Annotated in this window: 17 protein-coding genes; 11 read left to right on the forward strand and 6 right to left on the reverse strand. The window is 67.1% G+C overall.

Features of this window, described 5'->3' with window-relative positions; genetic code table 11:
• Positions 1 to 90: 90 nt before the first annotated feature.
• On the reverse strand, positions 91 to 1,875 hold the full coding sequence (gene phaC, locus ACZ2G3_RS11675; protein ID WP_470399120.1) for a class I poly(R)-hydroxyalkanoic acid synthase: 1,785 nt from the start codon (positions 1,873 to 1,875) through the stop codon (positions 91 to 93).
• 363 nt (positions 1,876 to 2,238) lie between these two features.
• Here phaC and phaZ point away from each other — a divergent pair, with 363 nt between their 5' ends.
• Both phaZ and ACZ2G3_RS11685 read left to right on the forward strand, forming a co-directional pair.
• Positions 2,239 to 3,585, forward strand: coding sequence for a polyhydroxyalkanoate depolymerase (phaZ, locus tag ACZ2G3_RS11680; protein ID WP_419270972.1), 1,347 nt, complete (start codon positions 2,239 to 2,241; stop codon positions 3,583 to 3,585).
• A 73-nt stretch (positions 3,586 to 3,658) separates the two neighbouring features.
• The gene (locus tag ACZ2G3_RS11685; RefSeq protein ID WP_470396179.1) at positions 3,659 to 4,132 is read left to right on the forward strand and encodes a pyridoxamine 5'-phosphate oxidase family protein; all 474 of its coding nucleotides are present in this window, start codon (positions 3,659 to 3,661) and stop codon (positions 4,130 to 4,132) included.
• On the opposite strand, the gene ACZ2G3_RS11690 is transcribed toward ACZ2G3_RS11685, so the two are convergent.
• On the reverse strand, positions 4,114 to 4,875 hold the full coding sequence (locus tag ACZ2G3_RS11690; protein WP_470396181.1) for an alpha/beta hydrolase: 762 nt from the start codon (positions 4,873 to 4,875) through the stop codon (positions 4,114 to 4,116). The genes ACZ2G3_RS11685 and ACZ2G3_RS11690 overlap by 19 nt on opposite strands.
• Before the next feature lie 137 nt (positions 4,876 to 5,012).
• Between ACZ2G3_RS11690 and thrS the strand changes: the two genes are divergently transcribed.
• The 5 genes from thrS to ACZ2G3_RS11715 all read left to right on the forward strand — a co-directional run bounded on the left by thrS (position 5,013) and on the right by ACZ2G3_RS11715 (position 10,839).
• On the forward strand, positions 5,013 to 7,004 hold the full coding sequence (gene thrS / locus ACZ2G3_RS11695; RefSeq protein ID WP_470396182.1) for a threonine--tRNA ligase: 1,992 nt from the start codon (positions 5,013 to 5,015) through the stop codon (positions 7,002 to 7,004).
• Positions 7,005 to 7,165: 161 nt separating this feature from the next.
• A complete protein-coding gene (locus ACZ2G3_RS11700; protein WP_111297792.1) occupies positions 7,166 to 7,372 on the forward strand; it encodes a cold-shock protein in 207 nt (68 codons plus the stop codon).
• An 88-nt stretch (positions 7,373 to 7,460) separates the two neighbouring features.
• Positions 7,461 to 8,927 (forward strand): class I adenylate-forming enzyme family protein, encoded by a 1,467-nt coding sequence (locus tag ACZ2G3_RS11705; RefSeq protein ID WP_470396183.1) that lies wholly within the window; start codon positions 7,461 to 7,463, stop codon positions 8,925 to 8,927.
• Positions 8,924 to 9,556, forward strand: coding sequence for a DsbA family oxidoreductase (locus ACZ2G3_RS11710; RefSeq protein ID WP_470396185.1), 633 nt, complete (start codon positions 8,924 to 8,926; stop codon positions 9,554 to 9,556). Before ACZ2G3_RS11705 ends, ACZ2G3_RS11710 begins: the two co-directional genes overlap by 4 nt.
• 62 nt (positions 9,557 to 9,618) lie before the next feature.
• Complete coding sequence (locus ACZ2G3_RS11715; RefSeq protein ID WP_419270982.1) at positions 9,619 to 10,839, forward strand: multidrug effflux MFS transporter; 1,221 nt, start codon at positions 9,619 to 9,621, stop codon at positions 10,837 to 10,839.
• Between the two features lie 67 nt (positions 10,840 to 10,906).
• On the opposite strand, the gene ACZ2G3_RS11720 is transcribed toward ACZ2G3_RS11715, so the two are convergent.
• From ACZ2G3_RS11720 to ACZ2G3_RS11730, 3 genes are all read right to left on the reverse strand, one after another.
• On the reverse strand, positions 10,907 to 11,680 hold the full coding sequence (locus tag ACZ2G3_RS11720; protein ID WP_419270984.1) for an ATP-binding cassette domain-containing protein: 774 nt from the start codon (positions 11,678 to 11,680) through the stop codon (positions 10,907 to 10,909).
• Positions 11,677 to 12,732 carry an ABC transporter permease gene (locus ACZ2G3_RS11725; protein WP_470396187.1) on the reverse strand — a complete coding sequence of 352 codons (1,056 nt, stop codon included), beginning with the start codon at positions 12,730 to 12,732 and terminating at the stop codon, positions 11,677 to 11,679. Before ACZ2G3_RS11725 ends, ACZ2G3_RS11720 begins: the two co-directional genes overlap by 4 nt.
• Positions 12,733 to 12,807: 75 nt before the next feature.
• Positions 12,808 to 13,821: a sugar ABC transporter substrate-binding protein gene (locus ACZ2G3_RS11730; protein ID WP_419271115.1), complete on the reverse strand. Its 1,014-nt coding sequence runs from the start codon at positions 13,819 to 13,821 to the stop codon at positions 12,808 to 12,810.
• A 134-nt stretch (positions 13,822 to 13,955) separates the two neighbouring features.
• On the opposite strand from ACZ2G3_RS11730, the gene ACZ2G3_RS11735 reads away from it, so the two are divergent.
• The 4 genes from ACZ2G3_RS11735 (at position 13,956) to ACZ2G3_RS11750 (ending at position 17,997) form a co-directional block, all read left to right on the forward strand.
• Complete coding sequence (locus ACZ2G3_RS11735) at positions 13,956 to 15,068, forward strand: ROK family transcriptional regulator (RefSeq protein ID WP_419270988.1); 1,113 nt, start codon at positions 13,956 to 13,958, stop codon at positions 15,066 to 15,068.
• 137 nt (positions 15,069 to 15,205) lie between these two features.
• Positions 15,206 to 15,826 (forward strand): 30S ribosomal protein S4, encoded by a 621-nt coding sequence (gene rpsD, locus ACZ2G3_RS11740; RefSeq protein WP_111297787.1) that lies wholly within the window; start codon positions 15,206 to 15,208, stop codon positions 15,824 to 15,826.
• 156 nt (positions 15,827 to 15,982) lie between these two features.
• Entirely contained in the window at positions 15,983 to 17,074 is a 1,092-nt protein-coding gene (gene hisC, locus ACZ2G3_RS11745) for a histidinol-phosphate transaminase (RefSeq protein WP_470396189.1), read from the forward strand.
• A complete protein-coding gene (locus ACZ2G3_RS11750) occupies positions 17,071 to 17,997 on the forward strand; it encodes a prephenate/arogenate dehydrogenase family protein (RefSeq protein WP_470396190.1) in 927 nt (308 codons plus the stop codon). Before hisC ends, ACZ2G3_RS11750 begins: the two co-directional genes overlap by 4 nt.
• On the opposite strand, the gene ACZ2G3_RS11755 is transcribed toward ACZ2G3_RS11750, so the two are convergent.
• Entirely contained in the window at positions 17,990 to 19,012 is a 1,023-nt protein-coding gene (locus tag ACZ2G3_RS11755; RefSeq protein ID WP_470396192.1) for a DUF2125 domain-containing protein, read from the reverse strand. The genes ACZ2G3_RS11750 and ACZ2G3_RS11755 overlap by 8 nt on opposite strands.
• Between the last annotated feature and the right edge of the window lie 60 nt (positions 19,013 to 19,072).

Genomic DNA, 19,072 nt, shown 5'->3' on the forward strand with positions numbered 1-19,072 from the left:
AAGTTTTTTCTTCTGCATTGCAGCATAAATCCTGAATCCGGCCCACCGCTTGTGCAAGTCCATGGAATGCCTGCTCAACCTGCCGCAGCGTCACCCTGCCCGCTCGTGAACATAAAGGCCGGGCGCCGGCTCCAGTCCCTCTCCCGGGTCGCGTGCGGCGACCATTGCCCCCGCGCGCTTTGCCAGCCACTCGCCCCAATGGGGCCACCAGCTGCCCTCGGTGAAGGTCGCCGAATCGCGCCATCTCTGGTGGCCGCCGCCAAAGTCGCTGTCCCCGATGTAATGGCCGTATTTCACGCGGTTTGGCGGGTTCACGATGCCTGCGACATGGCCCGACTGCGACAGGATGAAGGTCTTGTCCTCCGATCCCATCTGCGCGACGCCGCGCCAGCAGTCCTTCCACGGCGCGATATGGTCCCCTTCGCAGGCGATCGCGCAGAGGGGCACTGTCACGTCCGCCAGGCGCAGTTTGTGATCCATCAGTTCGAACCCCTCACCCGCGAACGCGTTTTCCTGGCATAGGCCGCGCAGATACTGCATCGCCATGCGCCCGGGCAGGTTCGTGCTGTCGCCGTTCCAGAACAGCAGGTCGAAGGCAGGCGGCGTCTCGCCCAGCATATAGCTGCGGATGGCGGGCCCCCAGACCAGGTCGTTGGCGCGCAGAAAGCTCATGGTACGCGACATCAGCTGCGCGCGCATCAGCCCGTGGCGCTGGACCTCCTCGGCGATGCCCGACACGAAGTCGTCCTGCAGGAAGCTGGTGAACTCGCCCTGGTCCGAAAAGTCGGTCAGCGTCGTCAGCAGCGTGGCCGAATTGATCCGCGTGTCGCCGCCCTGCTTCAGCAGGGCCAGCGTCAAGGACAGCGTGGTTCCGGCGATGCAATAACCGACGGCATTGACCTTGGACTGGCCGGTCAGTTCCAGCACCTTGTCGATCGCCTCCTGGTAGGCGGTCACATAATCCTCCAGCCCCACCTCCGAAAAGCTGGCATCGGGGTTCTTCCAGCTGACGATGAACAAGGTCTGGCCCTGGTCCACCAGCCATCGGATCAGGCTGTTCTGCGGCTTGAGGTCCAGGATGTAGAACTTGTTGATCCAGGGCGGAAAGATCATCAGCGGCAGGGCATGCACCTTGTCGGTGCTGGGGGCATACTGGATCAGCTCGAACAGCCGGGTGCGATAGACGACGCTGCCGGGGGCGGTGCCGATGTTCTCGCCCACGGCGAAGGCCTTGCGGTCGGCCAGCGACACGATCATCTCGCCGCCGTTCTGCTCCACGTCGCGGACCAGGTTCTCCAGCCCCCGGACCAGGCTCTCGCCCTCGGTCTCGATGGCCTTTTCCAATGCGTCGGGATTGGTCGCCAGAAAGTTGGTGGGCGCCATCATGTCGACGATCTGGTTCGTCAGCCATTTCAGCCGCCGCCGCGCGACCTCGTCGGACAGCTGCAGCCCGTCGGCCGCCTCCTTCAGGGCCTTCGCATTAGTCAGGTACTGCTTCTTGATCAGGTTGAAATAGGGATGTGTCGTCCACAGCGGGTTGGCAAAGCGCTTGTCCGCCGGCGTGTCGTCCTCGGGCGCCGTCAGCTGGCCGCTGGCCAGGGCTTTCTGCGCGCGGGCATAATTCGACAGCGTCTCGCCCCAATAGGACACCTGGGTCTCGATCATCTTGCCCGGCTGCTCGGTCAGCGTCTTCAGAAAGGCGTTCGTCGCCGTCATGTAGAAATCCGGGCCGGGTCCCGCGACGCCGGGATTGGGCAGGTTGCGTTCCGCGAAGGCCGCCATCAGCCGGTGGCCCAAGGTCTCGATCCGCTCGATGTTCTCGGCAAGGCGCTGCGCGTTCGGGGCATGGCCGCTGCCGGCCAGCTTGGCCAGCATCTCGGCCGCGCTGCTTGGGGCGGCGGCCTGTTCGACAGGCGCCTCGGGCCGGGGCTGCACCTCGGGGGCCGGCTCTGTCGCAGGCGCCGTGTTATGCTGGTCGCCCACCTGTGCCTCCGACGCGGGCGCCGCCGGCTTTTTGGCGCGCGGCTTGCGGGCCTTTCCGGAAGTTGCGGGCTTTGCGCCCGATTCAGCAACGTTTTTACCTGTCGCGCGTGACTGCCTTGCCATGACCCGGTTTCCCCCCTAGGTATAACCCGATGATATGCGCAGGGCAGGCAGGGCGTAAACCGCATTTGTCCAGATCGCCGGCCTCGCCTACCGCGCATGACAGATGCCGCAGCGCAGCAAATGGTAGGTCACATGCCGGTCAAAGGTCTCAAGGGTATCCTGTCTTACGACGCGATGGAGACGATCAGGAACACCAATGAATGGATGGGTGCCACCGCGCGTGCCATGGGGTCCTATCCGGCCTTCGCGCTGATCCCGCATCCCGCCTTCAAGATGCTGAGCGCCTGGGGCCGCGTGACCGAACGCAGCTTTGCCCGCATGGTGATCAAGCCCGACTGGGAAATCCCGCCCATCGCGGGTGACGACGGACAGGACCATATCGTCTATGTCGAACCGGTCGTGCGCCGTGCCTTTGGCGACCTGATCCATTTCCGCGTCGCCCGGCGCGAGCCTTCGCCGCGCAAGGTGCTGCTGGTGGCGCCGATGTCCGGTCACTACGCGACCCTCATGCGCTCGACGGTCACCTCGCTTCTGTCCGATTGCGAGGTCTATGTCACCGACTGGCACAACGCCCGCGACATCCCGGTCAGCGAGGGCAAGTTCGACGTCGAGGATTACACCGCCTACCTTGCCGACTTCATCCGCCACCTGGGGCCCGACACCAACGTGATCGCCGTCTGCCAGCCCGCACCGCTGGCCCTGGCCGCGACCGCCATGCTGGCCGAGGACGACCCTTCCGCGCAGCCGCGCACCCTGACGCTGATCGGCGGCCCCGTGGACCCCGATGCCGCCGCGACCGAGGTGACCGATTTCGGCAACCGTGTGACGATGGGCGAACTGGAACATCTTCTGATCCAGTCGGTAGGGTTCAAGTATCGTGGCGCGGGGCGGATGGTCTATCCGGGGCTTGCGCAGCTGGGCAGCTTCATCTCGATGAACGCCGAAACCCATTCGCGCGCCTTCCTGAACCAGATCTTCTCCGAGGCGCGCGGCACGGCGTCCGAAGGCGACAAGCACAACAAGTTCTATGACGAATACCTGGCGGTCATGGACATGACGGCGGAATTCTACCTGTCGACAGTCGAGCGCATCTTCAAGAACCTCGAGATCGCGCAGAACCGCTTCACCGTGAACGGCCGCCAGCTGGACATCGGCAAGATCAGCGATGTCGCGATCATGACCGTCGAAGGCGCAAATGACGACATCTCGGCCCCTGGCCAATGCGTCGCGGCACTGGGCCTGTGCACGGGCGTCCCCGACGACAAGAAGGTGCAGCATCTGGAACCGGGTGCGGGCCATTACGGCATCTTCGCGGGCAAGTCCTGGCGCCTGAACATCCGGCCCCTGGTCCTGGATTTCATCGATGAGAACGCCGCCCTGCCCGACAGCGTCAAGCCAAAGCGTCGGCGCACGCGCGGCGGCCCGGCGGCGGATTGCGGCGTGAACGACCCCGTGGAATCCGGCAACGTCGCCGTCTGACGGGCAGGAACCGCGGCTTTGAGTATGTCGTTGTGACCCCGAATGCCGCCTGACGCGGCGCGAAGGGATTATCATGACTGATCTTGTGGACACGTTCTGGAAACGCCTCGACGACATCAACTCGGGCATGCTTGGCCTGACCGAGGACCCGCGTCTGGTGCCGATGTCCCATTACGCCGATCGTGACCTGAACACCCTCTGGTTCATCACCGCCAAGGGCACCGATTTGTCGCAGAGCCTGCGCGACGGGGCCAAGGACGCGCTCCATGTCGTCTCCTCCGCGAACGAGGGTCTTTATACCCGCATCCACGGCCGCCTGTCCCTGTCGAATGACAGCAAGAAGCTGGATGAGCTGTGGAATGCCGTCGCCTCCAGCTGGTTCGAGGAAGGCCGGCAGGATCCCGATGTCCAGCTGCTGCGCCTTGATTTGGCCGAGGCCGAGGTGTGGGCCACCGGCGGCCGCGCGGCCTTCCTCTACGAGATCGCCAAGTCAAAGCTGACCGGCTCCAAGCCGGACATGGGCGACCACTACAGCCTGACGTTCTGATCCGTCAGCGCCAGCGTCTCGATGGCCTGGGTCAGCAGATCTAGGCACTCGGGCGTTGAAAAGCTGTGGTTCGCGCCTTTGACCAGCGTCAGGCGCATGTCATGGCCTTGCGCATGGTCCAGCAGATCCAGCGCCCACTGCATCGGCACATCCGCATCCGCCGTGCCCTGCAGCATCCGGACCGGAAAGGGCAATGGCAAAGGCTGGTCCATGACCTGGTGCCGGCGCCCGTCCTCGATCAGGCGGCGGGTGATCACATAGGGGCGCGGGTCATAGTCGCTCGGGATCTCGATCCGGCCGTCCCGCATCACCACCTGTCGCTGCGCCTCGGAAAACCCGGCCCAAAAGCCGCGCTCGGTGAAATCGGGTGCCGCCGCCACGGTCACCAGCCCCGCAACGCGCTGCGGCATCGACCGCGCGACCAGCAGGCTGATCCATCCCCCCATCGACGATCCGACCAGAACCTGCGGCCCTTCGGTCAGCGCCTCGATTGCGGCACGTGCGTCGTCGAACCAGTCCCAGATCGAACCCTCTTCGAACAGCCCGCTGCTGTCGCCGTGCCCGGAATAGTCAAAGCGCAGAAAGGCCCTGCCCCGCCGGCTGGCCCAGTCCTGCAGATGCAGCGCCTTGGTTCCGGTCATGTCCGATTTGAACCCGCCCAGGAACACCACGCCGGGCCCCTGCCCCGATGTCAGGTGATAGGCGATGCGCCGTCCCGCGGCCGTGTCCAGATAGCTGCTCATCTGCGTCCCCCGTCATTCGCTGCACCCACAGCTAGCCCGCCGCCAGCTTGACAGTCCAGCCCGCGGCGTTCATGCCTGCGCGCACCATAACCCGCAACCGGGCGTTCCGTGGGCGCCAAACCGACGAGGAGGACGACATGTCCCAGATCTCCCTTTCCTTTCCCGATGGCAATGCGCGCGACTATCCCGCCGGCGTGACGGCGGCCGAGGTCGCGGAAAGCATTGCCCCCAGCCTGGCCAAGCGCGCGATTTCCGCCAGCCTGGACGGCCAGCACATCGATCTGGCCTGGCCGATCCATGCCAGCGGCGCCATCGCCATCCACACCCTCAAGGACGAGGCGCAGGCGCTGGAACTGATCCGCCACGACTTTGCCCATGTCATGGCCCGCGCCGTGCAGTCGATCTGGCCGGATGTGAAGGTCACCATCGGCCCGGTGCGCGACTATGGCTGGTTCTACGACTTCGACCGCGTGGATCCCTTTACACCCGAGGATCTGGGCCGCATCGAGGCCGCGATGAAGGAGATCATCAACGCCCGCGACCCCGTCCGCACCGAGGTCTGGGACCGCGAGCGCGCCATCGCCCATTACGAGGAGCGCGGCGAGCCCTTCAAGGTCGAGCTGATCAACCGCATCCCCGAGGGCGAGGACCTGCGGATGTACTGGCACGGCGACTGGCAGGACCTGTGCCGCGGGCCGCATCTGCAGAACACGGGCCAGCTGCCCGCGGACGCGTTCAAGCTGACGCATATCGCCGGCGCCTACTGGCTGGGCGATGCCTCGCGCCCGATGCTGCAGCGCATCTATGGCGTGGCCTTCCGCAACCGCGACGAGCTCAAGGCGCACATGACCATGCTGGAGGAGGCTGCCAAGCGCGACCACCGCAAGCTGGGCCGCGAGATGGACCTGTTCCACATGCAGGAGGAGGCGCCCGGCCAGATCTTCTGGCACCCCAACGGCTGGAACATCTATACCACGCTGCAGGACTACATGCGCCGCAAGCAGCGCGCCGACGGCTATGTCGAGGTGAACACGCCCCAGGTCGTCAGCCGCAAGCTGTGGGAGGCTTCGGGCCACTGGGAGAACTATCAGGAAAACATGTTCATCGTCGAGGTCGATGAGGAGCATGCCAAGACCAAGACGATCAATGCGCTCAAGCCGATGAACTGTCCCTGCCACGTGCAGGTGTTCAACCACGGCCTGAAATCCTATCGCGATCTGCCGCTGCGCATGGCCGAGTTCGGGTCCTGCAACCGCTATGAACCCTCGGGCGCGCTGCATGGTATCATGCGGGTGCGCGGCTTTACCCAGGATGACGCGCATATCTTCTGCACCGAGGACCAGATCGAGACGGAAACCAAGAAGTTCATCGACTTCCTGGCCGGGATCTATGCCGACCTGGGCTTTGACGGCTGGCGCATCAAGCTGTCCACGCGTCCCGAAAAGCGCATCGGCTCCGACGAAAGCTGGGACCGGGTCGAGGCTGCGCTTGGCAATGCCTGCCAGGCGGCGGGCCATGACTACACGATCTTCCCGGGCGAAGGTGCCTTCTATGGCCCCAAGCTGGAATTCGTGCTGACCGATGCCATTGGCCGCGACTGGCAATGCGGCACGCTGCAGGTCGACCCCAACCTGCCCGAGCGTCTGGACGCGGAATATGTCGGCGCCGACGGGCACAAGCACCGGCCCATCATGCTGCACCGCGCCGTCCTGGGCAGCTTTGAACGCTTCATCGGCATCCTGATCGAGAACAGCGCCGGCAAGCTGCCCTTCTGGCTGGCCCCGCGCCAGGTGGTGGTGGCGTCCATCGTGTCGGATGCCGATGATTATGTGGCCGAGGTCGTGGAGGCGCTGCGCAGGCGGGGCATCCGCGCCGAGGCGGACACCCGCAATGAAAAGATCAATTACAAGGTTCGCGAGCATTCGGTGGCGAAAGTTCCCGCTATACTTGCAATCGGCATGAAAGAGGTGGAAGATCGCACTGTCTCGATGCGCCGTCTGGATCAGCAAGGCAGCCGCACCCTGACCCTCGCCGACGCCTTGGAACAGTTGCAGGCCGAGGCGACACCGCCTGACCTGCGCCCGGATGCGCCGTTGTCACAAGTCCGTCAGGTTCAGGCGTCAGCCTGAAGGCGTTTCCCGCTTGCCTTTTTGATCGATTCGGGCATCCTCGCTATTGCGTGAGCGAAGACTTTCTACCGCCTCCCTTTGACGGGCAGCCGGAAGACCGAAAGCGGGCTGCACGGCCTGGCGCAATCCTGCGTCGGGATGACTTGAAGGAGAGAACGGTTATGGCGACCGGAACGGTGAAGTGGTTCAACGCCACCAAAGGCTTTGGTTTTATTGCCCCCGATGACGGCGGCAAGGACGTGTTCGTGCACATCTCGGCGGTCGAGCGTGCCGGCCTGACGGGCCTGCAGGACAACCAGAAGATCGCGTACGAACTGCAGTCCGGCCGCGATGGCCGTGCCTCGGCGGCCGATCTGAAGCTGCTCTGATCCAGGCTTTGCACAATCTCTGACGGCCCGTTTGCGCGGGCCGTTTTTCTTTGGCAGAAAGGCCGCCGAACCACGCGGACCCTTTGCCATGAACCTTGCCCAGCATGTCCTGACCGCCGGCCTGTCCTGCCCCGACAAGCTGGCCCTGTCGGTCATCGGGGCCCCGGGGGCGGATCACTGGTCCTTTCAGCGCCTGACGCAGGCGGTGCGCGGGACGGCGACGGGGCTTCTGCAGGCGGGCCTTTGTCCCGGCGACCGGCTGCTGATGCGGCTCGGCAACCGCCCGTCGTTTCCCATCGCCTATCTGGGCGCCATCGCGGCCGGGATCGTGCCCGTGCCGACCTCGGCCCAGCTGACGCGGTCGGAAATCACCCGACTTGCAGCGCAGATCGACCCCGCGATGATGGTGGCGGGCGCGGGCATTGCCCTGCCGGACCATTCCGCGCCGGTTCTGGCCGAGAAGGTGCTGCAGGGCTTCCATGACCTGCCGCCGGCAGATTTCGCCCAAGGCGACCCGGAGCGGCTGGCCTATATCGTCTTCACCTCGGGCAGTTCGGGCCAGCCGCGCGCCGTGATGCATGCCCATCGGGCGATCCTGGCGCGGCGGATGATGTTCGACGGCTGGTACGGGATGGCGGGTGCGGACCGGTTGCTGCACGCGGGCGCTTTCAACTGGACCTTTACCCTGGGCACCGGGCTGATGGACCCCTGGACCCTGGGTGCCACCGCCCTGATCCCGGCCGAGGGCACCGCGCTGGAACAGATCCCCCTGCTGGCCGGCCGCCACGGCGCCACGATCCTGGCAGGCGCGCCGGGGGTATTCCGCCGCCTGCTGCGGGCGGACTGGCGGCCGATCCCCACGCTGCGCCACGGCCTTGCCGCGGGCGAGCGCCTGGACCCTGCCCTCCGCCACGCATGGACGGCGCGCACGGGAACCGACCTGCACGAGGCGATGGGCGCCTCCGAGATCTCGACCTTCCTGTCGGGCAGCCCTGACCGGCCGGCCCCGCCCGGCACGGCAGGCTTTCCCCAACCTGGCCGGCATGTGGCCGTGCTGGACGACGCGGGACAGCCGTTGCCCGCCGGCCAAGCGGGCGACCTGGCGGTGCGGCGCGACGATCCGGGGCTGTTCCTGGGCTATCTGGACCAGCCGCAGGACACGGCGGCGCGCTTTCGCGGCGACTGGTTCCTGACCGGCGACCGGGCGGTGGCGGATGACCGGGGTGCCGTTTCCCTTCTGGGCCGGGGCGATGACATGATGAACGCGGGCGGCTTTCGCGTCGCCCCGCCCGAGATCGAGGACGTGCTGGCCGCGCATCCGCAGGCGGGCGAGGTGGCGGCGGTCGAACTGCCCGTCGGCCCCGGCACCAGCGTGATTGCCGCCTTCTGGACCGGACCGGCCGAGCCTCAGGCCCTGCGCGCTCTGGCCGAGACGCGGCTGGCCCGCTACAAGCAGCCGCGCGACTACATCCGGCTGGAGGCACTGCCCCGCACCCCCACCGGCAAGATCAACCGCCGCGCCCTGCGCGAGGCGCATCGCAAGGACCATCCATGACCAATGCCACCCGCCTGGACATCTTTGCCGACCCGGTCTGTCCCTGGTGCCTGATCGGCAAGGTCGAACTGGATCGCGCGCTGGAAAGCCGCCCCGACCATCCCTTTGCCATCACCTGGCACCCGTTCCGGCTGAACCCGCATATGCCGCGCCAAGGGATGGACCGGGTGGCCTATCTGCGCGCCAAGCTGGGGGACCAGGCCGAGGATGCGGGACGTGCGCTGGCCGAACGCGCCGCCAGCCTGGGGCTGACGCTGAACCCCTCCTCGCGTGAGCCCGACACCACGGATGCCCATCGCCTGATGCATTGGGCTGGGCTGGAAGGCGCGCAGGACCGCGTCATGGAGGGTCTGCTGCGCGCCCACTGGCAAGAGGCGCGCGACATCGGGGATGCCGACACCCTGGTTTCCGTGGCCGAGGCTGCGGGCATGGACGGCGCGGTGACGGCGCGCCTGCTGGCCAGCGACGCCGACCGGGACGAGGTGCTGCAGCGCGAACAGCACGCGCGTCAGCGGGGCGTCAGTGCCGTGCCTACCTTCGTGGTGGCCGATGCCCATGCGATCAGCGGCGCGCAGCCGGCCAGCCTCTGGCAGCAGGTCATCGACGAGATTTCGGCGGCTTCCCGCTAGCAGGACTTGCAGACTCTGCAACTAAAGCCTATCTCCGGGGCCAGAACCGACAGGTGACCCCCATGACTGACATCGCCTATTCCGGGCCGGCGCAACCCCGCCGCCTGCCGCTGCCCGAATTCATCGCGATGCTGGCGTTCCTTTTCGCCACCATCGCGTTTTCCATCGATGCGATGCTTCCGGCCCTGCCGGACATCGCCGCCGACCTGACCCCGGACAATGTGAACCGCGCCCAGCTGATCCTGACCAGCTTCATGGCAGGCATGGGTCTGGGCACGCTCTTCGCCGGCCCGATCTCTGACGCCTTGGGCCGCAAGCGGACCATCACCTTGGGCTTTGGCCTTTACATCATCGCCACGATCGCGGCGCTTTACGCCGATTCGCTGGAGCTTCTGCTGGCCGCGCGCTTTGTGCAGGGCCTGGGGGCCGCTGGTCCGCGCATCGTCGGCCTGGCCTTGGTCCGCGACCTCTACGAGGGGCGCGAGATGGCCCGGATCACCAGCTTCGTGATGATGATCTTCATCATGATCCCTGCGGTGGCGCCGACCCTCGGCGCGGCAATCATCTCAGTCGCGGGCTGGCATGGCGTCTTTCTGGCCTTCATCGCCTTTGCGGTGACCGGCGCGCTATGGCTGAACATCCGCCAGGCTGAGACCCTGCCCCCCGCCGCCCGCCGCCCCCTGCGCGTCGGCACGCTGATGGCGGCCGCGCGCGAGGTGCTGTCGGACCGGCAGGTGATGCTGGCGACCCTGATCCTGACCCTGGGCTTCGGCCAGATGTTCGGCCTCCTCTCCTCGGCCCAGCAACTGTTCGGCGAAACCTATGGCAAGGGCGAGAACTTCCACCTGTGGTTCGCGCTGATGGCGCTGCTGTCGGGCTCGGGGACGGTGCTGAACGCAACCTTCGTGATGCGCTTTGGCATGCGGCGGATCGCGAAATGGGCCTATGTGATGCAGACGATCGTCTCGGCCGTCGTGCTGGCCCTGCTGCTGACCGACGTGCTGCCGCAGGCGCTGCGTTTCCCGGCCTTCTTCTTCTGGGCGACCAGCGTGTTCTTCATGGCCGGGGTGACCTTCGGCAACCTCAACGCGCTGGCGCTGCAGCGGATGGGGCATATCGCGGGAATGGCCGCCTCGATCATCGCCGCGATCTCGACCCTGGCGGCTGTGGCGATCGCGGCGCCGGTCGGGCTGCTCTACAATGGAACGGCGATCCCTGCAGTGACGACGACGCTGATCTGTTCGGGCTTTGCCTGGCTGCTGATGCGGGGCCTGCAGGACTGACGCCAGCTATCGGTCGGAATGGGAACGGGGGGCCGCAGGGCCCCCCGTTTTTCGTCAGGAACGCGGCTCAGGCCGCCACACCTTCGGGCAGTCGCGCCCCTGTCATATAGGCCACCGCATCCGACATCGAATGCTCCTTGGGGTCGATCACGCAGAGGCGCCGCCCCAGGCGGTGGATATGGATGCGGTCCGCCACCTCGAAGACATGCGGCATGTTGTGGCTGATCAGCACGATCGGAATACCCCGCGCCCGTACGTCCTGGATCAGGTCCAGCACGCGGCGGCTTTCCTTCACCCCCAGGGCGGCGGTCGGTTCGTCCAGGATGATCACGCGGCTGCCGAAGGCTGCGGCGCGGGCCACGGCGACGCCCTGTCTCTGGCCACCGGACAGCGTCTCCACCGGCTGGTTGATGTTCTGGATCGTCAGCAGGCCCAGTTCTGACAGCTTCTGGCGCGAAAACTCGTCCATTGCCGGCTTGTCCAGCATGCCCAGCCACTTGCCCATGAAGCCCGGCTTGCGCATCTCGCGGCCCATGAACATGTTGTCCGAGATCGACAGCGCGGGCGACAGGGCCAGCGTCTGGTAGACGGTCTCGATCCCCGACTTCCGGGCGTCCAGGGGGCTGGCAAAGCTGATCGGCTTGCCATCCAGCCGGATCTCGCCCTCGTCGGGCTTCACGGCGCCGGACAGCGCCTTGATCAGGCTGGACTTGCCGGCCCCGTTGTCACCGATCACGGCCAGGATCTCGCCGGGATAAAGGTCGAAGTCGGCCTCGTCGAGCGCGGTCACGCGGCCATAGCGCTTGACCAGGTTGCGGGCGGAAAGAAGCGGCTCGGTCATGACGACACCTTTCTGATCCATTGGTCGATGGCGACGGCGAAGATGATCAGCCAGCCGGTCGCGAACAGCTGCCACAGCACGTCCACCCCCGCCAGGCGCAGGCCCGAGTTGAAGACGCCCACGATCAGCGCCCCGATCAGCGGCCCCAGGATCGACCCGCGCCCGCCGAACAGCGAGATGCCCCCGATGACGACCGCCGTGATGGATTCCAGGTTCGCCTCGAAGAACGAGGTCGGGCTGATTGACCCCACCCGCCCGATGGAAGACCAGGCCGCCAGCGCGCAGATCATGCCCGCCACCACATAGACCGACAGCAGCACGCGGTTGGTCTGGATGCCGGCCAGCGCCGCGGCCTCGGGATCGTCGCCCACGGCATAGACGCGCCGTCCCCAGGCCGTCTTGTAAAGCGCATAGTAAAGCGCCGCGAAGACCACGATCATCAGGATGACGCCATAGGTCAGAACGGCCCCGCCCACGGTAAAGCGTTCGCCGAAGAATTTCAGCAGCGGCGCCTCGGCGTCCAAGGTCTGGCTGCGGATCGTCTCGCGGCCCGAGAGGTAATAATTCAACGCAAGGAAGATATTCCAAGTGCCAAGCGTGGTGATGAAGGGCGGCAGCTTCAGCCGCGTCACCAGGACCCCGTTCAGCGTGCCGGTGGCGGCACCGCAGGCCAAGCCCACCAGGATGGCGATCGGCACCGGAACACCGAAATTCACCGCCAACTGACCCATGACGACCGAGATCAGCACCATCACCGCCCCCACCGACAGGTCGATGCCCGCCGTCAGGACGACCAGCGACTGCGCCGCGGCCAGGGTCCCCACGACCGCGACCTGCTGCAGGATCAGCGACAGGTTGAAGGCCGAGAAGAAATTGGGCGAGATCAACCCGAAGGCGATCAGCGACAGCACCAGCACGATGACCGGGACCATTGTGGGAAACTGGTGCAGGAAATGCTGCACCCGGTCCAGCGTGCTGCGCTGGCGGTGGTCGAAGCTGGCGACCTTTTCGCTTGCGCTACGCTCGACCACGGGATCGGGGGTGTCGGACATCGGGGCCTCCGTGGATCAGGCAGGATGGCCGCGGCGGATCAACCGCCGCAGCCCGAAGATCGTGTCAGGTGGGGCTCAGCCCCAGCAGCGCTCCAGGCCCTCGTCGACGCCGATGGACTCGACGCCCTCGACCGGCTCGCCCGTCACCAGGTTCACGCCGGTATTGGTGAAGTCGAGGCCCTCGGTGGTTTCGGGCTTGGTGCCGTCTGCGGCAAAGGCGGCGATCGCCTCGATGCCCATCGACGCCATCAACAGCGGGTATTGCTGCGAGGTCGCGCCGATCACGCCCTCCTTGACGTTCTGAACGCCGGGGCAGCCGCCGTCGACCGACACGATCAGCACGTCGTTTTCCTTGCCAAAGGACTTCAGCGCCTCATAGGCACCGGCCGCGGCAGGTTCGTTGATCGTGTAGACCAGGTTGATGCCCGGATCCTGCTGCAGCAGCGCCTCCATAGCCTGGCGGCCGCCCTCTTCGTTGCCCGAGGTGACATCGTGGCCGACGATGCGGGCATCGTCCTCGTCGCCGATGACGTTCTCGTCCTTCACGTCGATGCCGAAGCCCGCCAGGAAGCCCTGGTCGCGCAGCACGTCGACCGAAGGCGCGCTGGCCGACAGGTCCAGCATGGCGATCTTGGCGTCGGCTGCGGCATCGCCCATCTTGCCGGCGGCCCAGGCCCCGATCAGGCGGCCGGCCTCGCGGTTGTCGGTGGCGAAGGTCGCGTCAGCCGCGTCGATCGGGTCCAGCGGCGTGTCCAGCGCGATCACCAGGATGCCGGCCTCGCGCGCCTGCGCCAGCGATTCGGTGATGGCCTTGGTGTCGGATGCCGCGATCAGGATGCCCTTCACGCCCGCCGCGATGCAGCTTTCCACGGCCTGCTGCTGGGTCTCGTGGTCGCCGTCCACCTTGCCGGCAAAGGTCATCAGCTCGACGCCCATCTCGGCCGCCTTGGCAGTGGCGCCTTCCTTCATCTTGACGAAGAACGGGTTGATGTCGGTCTTGGTGATCAGGCAGGCCTTCGCGGGCTCCTGCGCTTGGGCCAGGCCGGCCGACAGGGCCAGCACGGATGCTGCGACGGATGCGCGGAACATGGTCTTCGTGGTCACTTTACTAATCTCCTCCAAGATGGCGGTTCCTCGGCCGCCCTGAAACTACAAAGCACCACCAATCGCCTCTTGTCAATAAATCAATCATGTTGATTAATGCGCTTCAGGAGGACGCGCAGATGCCCTTAGACCGCGAGGCCGCCGGCCCTCTCAGCCGGAACGAACGGATGATCCTGTCGCTGATCCGGCGCCACGGACCGCTGGCCCGGGCCGCGCTGACCCATTTGACGGGCCTGTCGGCGCAGTCGATCACCAACCTCACGCGCAAGCTGATCCACAGCGGCTACCTGGACGCCGAAGAGGTCGTGCGCGGCAAGGTGGGCCAGCCCTCGACGCCCCTGGCCCTGGCTCCCGGAGGGGCATTCTTCCTGGGCCTCAAGATCGGCCGCAGGCTTGCCGAACTGGCGCTGGTCGATTTCTCGGGCCAGGTCCGCATGCACCGGCAGGAGGTCCATGCCTTTCCGCAACCCGACCGCCTGCTGACCTTCGCCCGCCAGGGGCTGGCGACGCTGACCAATTCCCTGCGCCCGGCGGAAAGGGCACGGATCATGGGCCTGGGCGTGGCCACGCCCTATCGCCTCTGGGACTGGGGGCAGGAGATGGCCGACTGGCTGGACGTGGACCTTCAGGCCGCACTTGCGGCCGACCTGCCCTATCCCGTCTTCGTGGACAACGATGCCTCCACCGCCTGCGGGGCCGAGCTGATCTTTGCGCCCCGCGACCTGCCCCGCGACTTCATCCACATCTACGTCGCCCATTTCGCGGGCGGCGGCATCGTCCTGGATGGCGCCCTTCGCCACGGGCCGCAGAGGAATGCCGGCGCATTGGGCTCGATGCCGGTGCCGGGGGGCGGGCAGTTGCTGGACCGGGCCTCGGTCTCGGCGCTGGAGCGTCGCATTGGGCGGTCGCTGCCCCCTGACGATTCGGGCTGGGACGTGCCCGAGGCGGTCGAGAGGGAATGGGCCGAGGACGCCGGCCGCGCCCTGGCCTTCGTGGCCCTGTCGGCGGTGGCGCTGGTCGACCTGCCGCTGGTGGTGATCGACGGCGCCGTTCCCGCAGCCACCCGCGCCCGGCTGGCCGAGGAGACCCGCCGCGCCATGGCCGCCATGCCCGCGGCCGGCATCGACCGCCCGCAGGTCATCGAGGGCAGCCTGGGCCGCAGCGCCCGCATCCTGGGCGCGGCCGGCCTGCCGCTGTCGCATTTCTTCCAGCCCGACGGGGCACTCGACTGATCCGATTGCGCTTGACGCACGACCTGTGGGGGCTATAAGCGCGCACTTCGTTGGTGTTGGTGGACCCCGCAAGGGGAACCCTGTCAGGCCCCGGCCAGAGGACAACGCCCTTCGCAACCGCATGAAGGAGATCAGCCGTGACCAAACGCACGTCTGCCAAGTACAAGCTCGACCGCCGCATGGGCGAGAACATCTGGGGCCGCGCCAAGTCGCCGGTCAACCGCCGCGAATACGGCCCCGGCCAGCACGGCCAGCGCCGCAAGAACAAGCTGTCCGACTTCGGCACCCAGCTGCGCGCCAAGCAGAAGCTCAAGGGCTACTATGGCGACCTGACCGAAAAGCAGTTCCGCCGCATCTATGCCGAAGCCGAGCGCATCAAGGGCGACACCGGCGAGAACCTGGTCGGCCTGCTGGAGCGCCGCCTGGACGCGGTCGTCTACCGCGCCAAGTTCGTGGCGACCATCTGGGCCGCCCGCCAGTTCGTCAACCACGGCCACATCCAGGTCAACGGTCAGCGCGTGAACATCGCGTCCTACCGCGTCAAGGAAGGCGATGTCATCTCGATCCGCGAGCGGTCGCGCCAGCTGGCCATCGTGCTGGAAGCCGTCGCCCTGACCGAGCGTGACGTCCCCGACTACCTGGAAGTCGACCACAACAAGATGACCGCGACCTTCGTGCGCACCCCGGCCCTGGGCGACATCCCCTATGCCGTGCAGATGGAACCGAACCTGGTCGTCGAATTCTACGCGAAGAACTGATCTTCGCCTGAACCTTTTGCTCTGGGGGCCGCATCTGCCGATGCGGCCCTTTTGCTTGGCCGGGGGGATATTTCGATCCGGCCGGGGGCTGCGGCCGCTTGGGCCTTTTCTTGCCGCCGGCCCGCGACTAAACGGGGCCGGACAAAGGATGGACCCATGACCCAGATCACCGTGCAGCCCGGCATCATGGATATCGCGCTCTATGTCAGCGGCGAAAGCCGGCTGGAGGGACGCGAGGATGTGCTGAAACTGTCCTCGAACGAGAATCCGCTCGGCTGCAGCCCGACGGCGCAGGCGGCCTTCGTGGCCGCAGCGGGCGATCTGCACCGTTACCCGGCGACCGACCATGCGGGCCTGCGCGCGGCCATCGGCAAGGTTCACGGCCTGGACCCGGACCGCATCATCTGCGGCGTGGGCTCGGACGAGGTGCTGCAATTCGTGGTCCACGCCTTTGCCGGCGAGGGGGATGAGGTCATCACGACCCAGCACGGGTTCTCCATGTACCCGATCCTGGCGCGGATGGTCGGCGCGACCCCCGTGACCGTGCCCGAGGCCGAGCGGCGGGTCGATGTCGGCGCGATCCTGGCCGCCGTCACCGACCGCACGCGGGTCGTCTTCATCGCCAATCCGGCGAACCCGACCGGCACGATGCTGGGGGCGGACGAACTGCAGCGCCTGGTCGACGGGCTGCCCCCGCAGGTGATCTTCGTCCATGACGGCGCCTATACCGAGTTTGCGGACGGCTTCGACGGCGGCGCCTCGCTGGTGGACTGGCATCCGAACGTGATCATGACGCGGACCTTTTCCAAGATCCACGGCCTGGGCGGGCTGCGGATCGGCTGGGGCTATGCCAGCCGCCGGATCATCGACGTGCTGAACCGCATACGCCAGCCGTTCAACCTGTCGGCGGCCCAGATGGCCGCGGCCGAGGCCGCCATCCGCGACACGGGCTTCACCGCCCGCTGCGCCGACCTGAACGCCCGGATGCGCGACCGGATGCGGCAGTCGCTGATTCAGATGGGCATCGGCTGCGACGAAAGCTTTGCCAATTTCGTGCTGGCCCGCTTTGACAGCCCCGACACGGCGCAGGCCGCCGATGCGGCACTGCGGGCGGACGGCATCCTGGTGCGGCGGGTCGGCGGCTATGGCCTGCCCGCGGCGCTGCGGATCACCGTCGGCGACGAGGCGGGGTGCAGCCGCGTCCTGGAAACCCTCGGCCGCTTCATGGCCGACCGGAGGGGCGCATGAGCGTTATCTATGACCGCGTGGCCCTGATCGGGCTGGGCCTGATCGCGGGCTCGATGGCCCATGCGATGCGCGAACAGGGTCTGGCGGGCCAGATCACCGGCTATGCCCGCAGCGCCGCCACGCGCGACACCGCGCGTGAGGTCGGCTTCTGCACCGTCTTCGACAGCGCCGCCGAGGCCGTGGCCGGCGCCGACCTGGTCGTCCTGGCCGTTCCCGTCGGCGCGATGGGCGAGGTCATGGCAGAGATCGCCCCGCATCTGGCGCCCGGCGCCACGGTCACGGATGTCGGATCGGTCAAGCAGTCGGTCATCGACGCGGTCGGCCCGCATGTTCCCGCCGGCGTCCATTTCATCCCCGGCCACCCGCTGGCCGGGACCGAGCATTCCGGCCCGCGTTCGGGCTTTGCCAGCCTGTTCCGCAACCGCTGGTGGCTGCTGACCCCCCTGCCAGATACCGATGCCGATGCGCTTGCCCGTCTGGACAGCCTGATCACCGCGATGGGCGCCAAGACCGACCGGATGGAGGCCGGGCATCACGACCTGGTTCTGGCCGTGACCAGCCATGCCCCGCACCTGATCGCCTATACCATGGTTGGCGTGGCCGATCACCTGCGCCGCGTCACGGACGAGGAGGTGATCCAGTATTCCGCTGCCGGCTTCCGCGACTTCACCCGGATCGCCGCCAGCGACCCCACCATGTGGCGCGACGTCTTCCTGCACAACAAGGAGGCGACGCTGGACATCCTCGGCCGCTTCACCGAGGAGCTGTTCGTCCTGCAGCGCGCCATCCGCATGGGCGACGGCCAGCAGCTGCACGACTATTTCACCCGCACCCGTGCGATCCGTCGCGGGATCATCGAGGCCGGCCAGGACACCGGCGCCCCCGACTTCGGCCGCACGCCCGAGGCCAAGCCGGTCACCTGACGGCCTGCCCCGCAAAGGCCGGGGCGGGACCCACCGGCACCCCGGCCAGGATCAGCTGGCCGTCGCGCATCAGGATCGGCAGGCGCAGCTCTCCCTCCTGCGGCTCGGGATAGGCAGGGCCGGGCAGATCCGCCTCGGGCGCGACCTGCGCCAGCTGCGCCAGCCCCGCCCGCAGCAGCAGCCGCACCTGGCCGGGGATCAGGCCCAGCTCTGACGCCAGGTCGAGCATCCGGTCCGCGTCGCCCGAATAAAGGACCACCTGCCCTTCGGCCAGCCCATCGGCATCCCGCGTCACCCGCCCGACCACCCGCACCTGGATCGGCCCGGCCTCCAGCACCAGGCCCGGGGTCTGCCAGCCGACGATCGCAGGCGGTGCCTCTCCGGCCCCCGGCGTCCGGTCCAGCCACAGCCGCAGCTGGCCCTCGATCGCCACCGGGTCGGGCAGCGGCCCGGCATCAAAACCCGCACGCGCCAGCACCTGCAACTGCACTCCCGCAGCGCTCAGGTCGATGTCATAGGCGGCGCGCGCCTCCATCGGCGCGCTGCCGGCCAGCCGTGCCAGCCTTGCCTCGACCGACAAGCTGTCGGCCAGCGGTTGCCCGTCCAGCGCCAGCCCCTGCGCCACCAGGGTCAGCCGGTCCGGCGCCATGCGGTTCAGGGGCGCCAGCCGCAACGTGGCGTCGGAAGATGACAGCGTCAGGTCATGGGCCTGCCCCGCCAGCACCAGCTGTCCCTGCTGCGGCAGGTCCAGGCGTGCCGTGGTGGGCGTCAGCGGCGACACCCAGGCCTCGGCCGAGGGCAGGCTCAGCTGCATCGCAGGATCACTCAACTGCGGCTTGGACAGGCGCAGCCCGAAGCGGCCCGCATCGCGCAGGGGCTGCACCGCCTCCGCCGCCAGCGCGGGATCCCCGGCGATCCAGGATCGCGCGCCCTCTGCCAGCCGGCTTTCGCCCCAGATCCAGCCCCCTGCCCCCATTGCGACAAGAACCACGGCACCAATCACGGCGTTGCGCATCCAGGAACCCTTTTTTCCGTCCGCTGCGTGGCATAACCTTCCCTGACAAAGGACGGAAGA

Source organism: Paracoccus sp. KKT209 (genome assembly GCF_055635455.1).

Excerpts from the sequence above, each read along its gene's own strand:
- phaC (WP_470399120.1), bottom strand. The coding sequence starts at position 1,875 with ATGCTGGCCAAGCTGGCCGGCAGCGGCCATGCCCCGAACGCGCAGCGC.
- phaZ (WP_419270972.1), top strand. The coding sequence starts at position 2,239 with ATGCCGGTCAAAGGTCTCAAGGGTATCCTGTCTTACGACGCGATGGAG.
- ACZ2G3_RS11685 (WP_470396179.1), top strand. The coding sequence starts at position 3,659 with ATGACTGATCTTGTGGACACGTTCTGGAAACGCCTCGACGACATCAAC.
- ACZ2G3_RS11690 (WP_470396181.1), bottom strand. The coding sequence starts at position 4,875 with ATGAGCAGCTATCTGGACACGGCCGCGGGACGGCGCATCGCCTATCAC.
- thrS (WP_470396182.1), top strand. The coding sequence starts at position 5,013 with ATGTCCCAGATCTCCCTTTCCTTTCCCGATGGCAATGCGCGCGACTAT.
- ACZ2G3_RS11700 (WP_111297792.1), top strand. The coding sequence starts at position 7,166 with ATGGCGACCGGAACGGTGAAGTGGTTCAACGCCACCAAAGGCTTTGGT.
- ACZ2G3_RS11705 (WP_470396183.1), top strand. The coding sequence starts at position 7,461 with ATGAACCTTGCCCAGCATGTCCTGACCGCCGGCCTGTCCTGCCCCGAC.
- ACZ2G3_RS11710 (WP_470396185.1), top strand. The coding sequence starts at position 8,924 with ATGACCAATGCCACCCGCCTGGACATCTTTGCCGACCCGGTCTGTCCC.
- ACZ2G3_RS11715 (WP_419270982.1), top strand. The coding sequence starts at position 9,619 with ATGACTGACATCGCCTATTCCGGGCCGGCGCAACCCCGCCGCCTGCCG.
- ACZ2G3_RS11720 (WP_419270984.1), bottom strand. The coding sequence starts at position 11,680 with ATGACCGAGCCGCTTCTTTCCGCCCGCAACCTGGTCAAGCGCTATGGC.
- ACZ2G3_RS11725 (WP_470396187.1), bottom strand. The coding sequence starts at position 12,732 with ATGTCCGACACCCCCGATCCCGTGGTCGAGCGTAGCGCAAGCGAAAAG.
- ACZ2G3_RS11730 (WP_419271115.1), bottom strand. The coding sequence starts at position 13,821 with ATGTTCCGCGCATCCGTCGCAGCATCCGTGCTGGCCCTGTCGGCCGGC.
- ACZ2G3_RS11735 (WP_419270988.1), top strand. The coding sequence starts at position 13,956 with ATGCCCTTAGACCGCGAGGCCGCCGGCCCTCTCAGCCGGAACGAACGG.
- hisC (WP_470396189.1), top strand. The coding sequence starts at position 15,983 with ATGACCCAGATCACCGTGCAGCCCGGCATCATGGATATCGCGCTCTAT.
- ACZ2G3_RS11750 (WP_470396190.1), top strand. The coding sequence starts at position 17,071 with ATGAGCGTTATCTATGACCGCGTGGCCCTGATCGGGCTGGGCCTGATC.
- ACZ2G3_RS11755 (WP_470396192.1), bottom strand. The coding sequence starts at position 19,012 with ATGCGCAACGCCGTGATTGGTGCCGTGGTTCTTGTCGCAATGGGGGCA.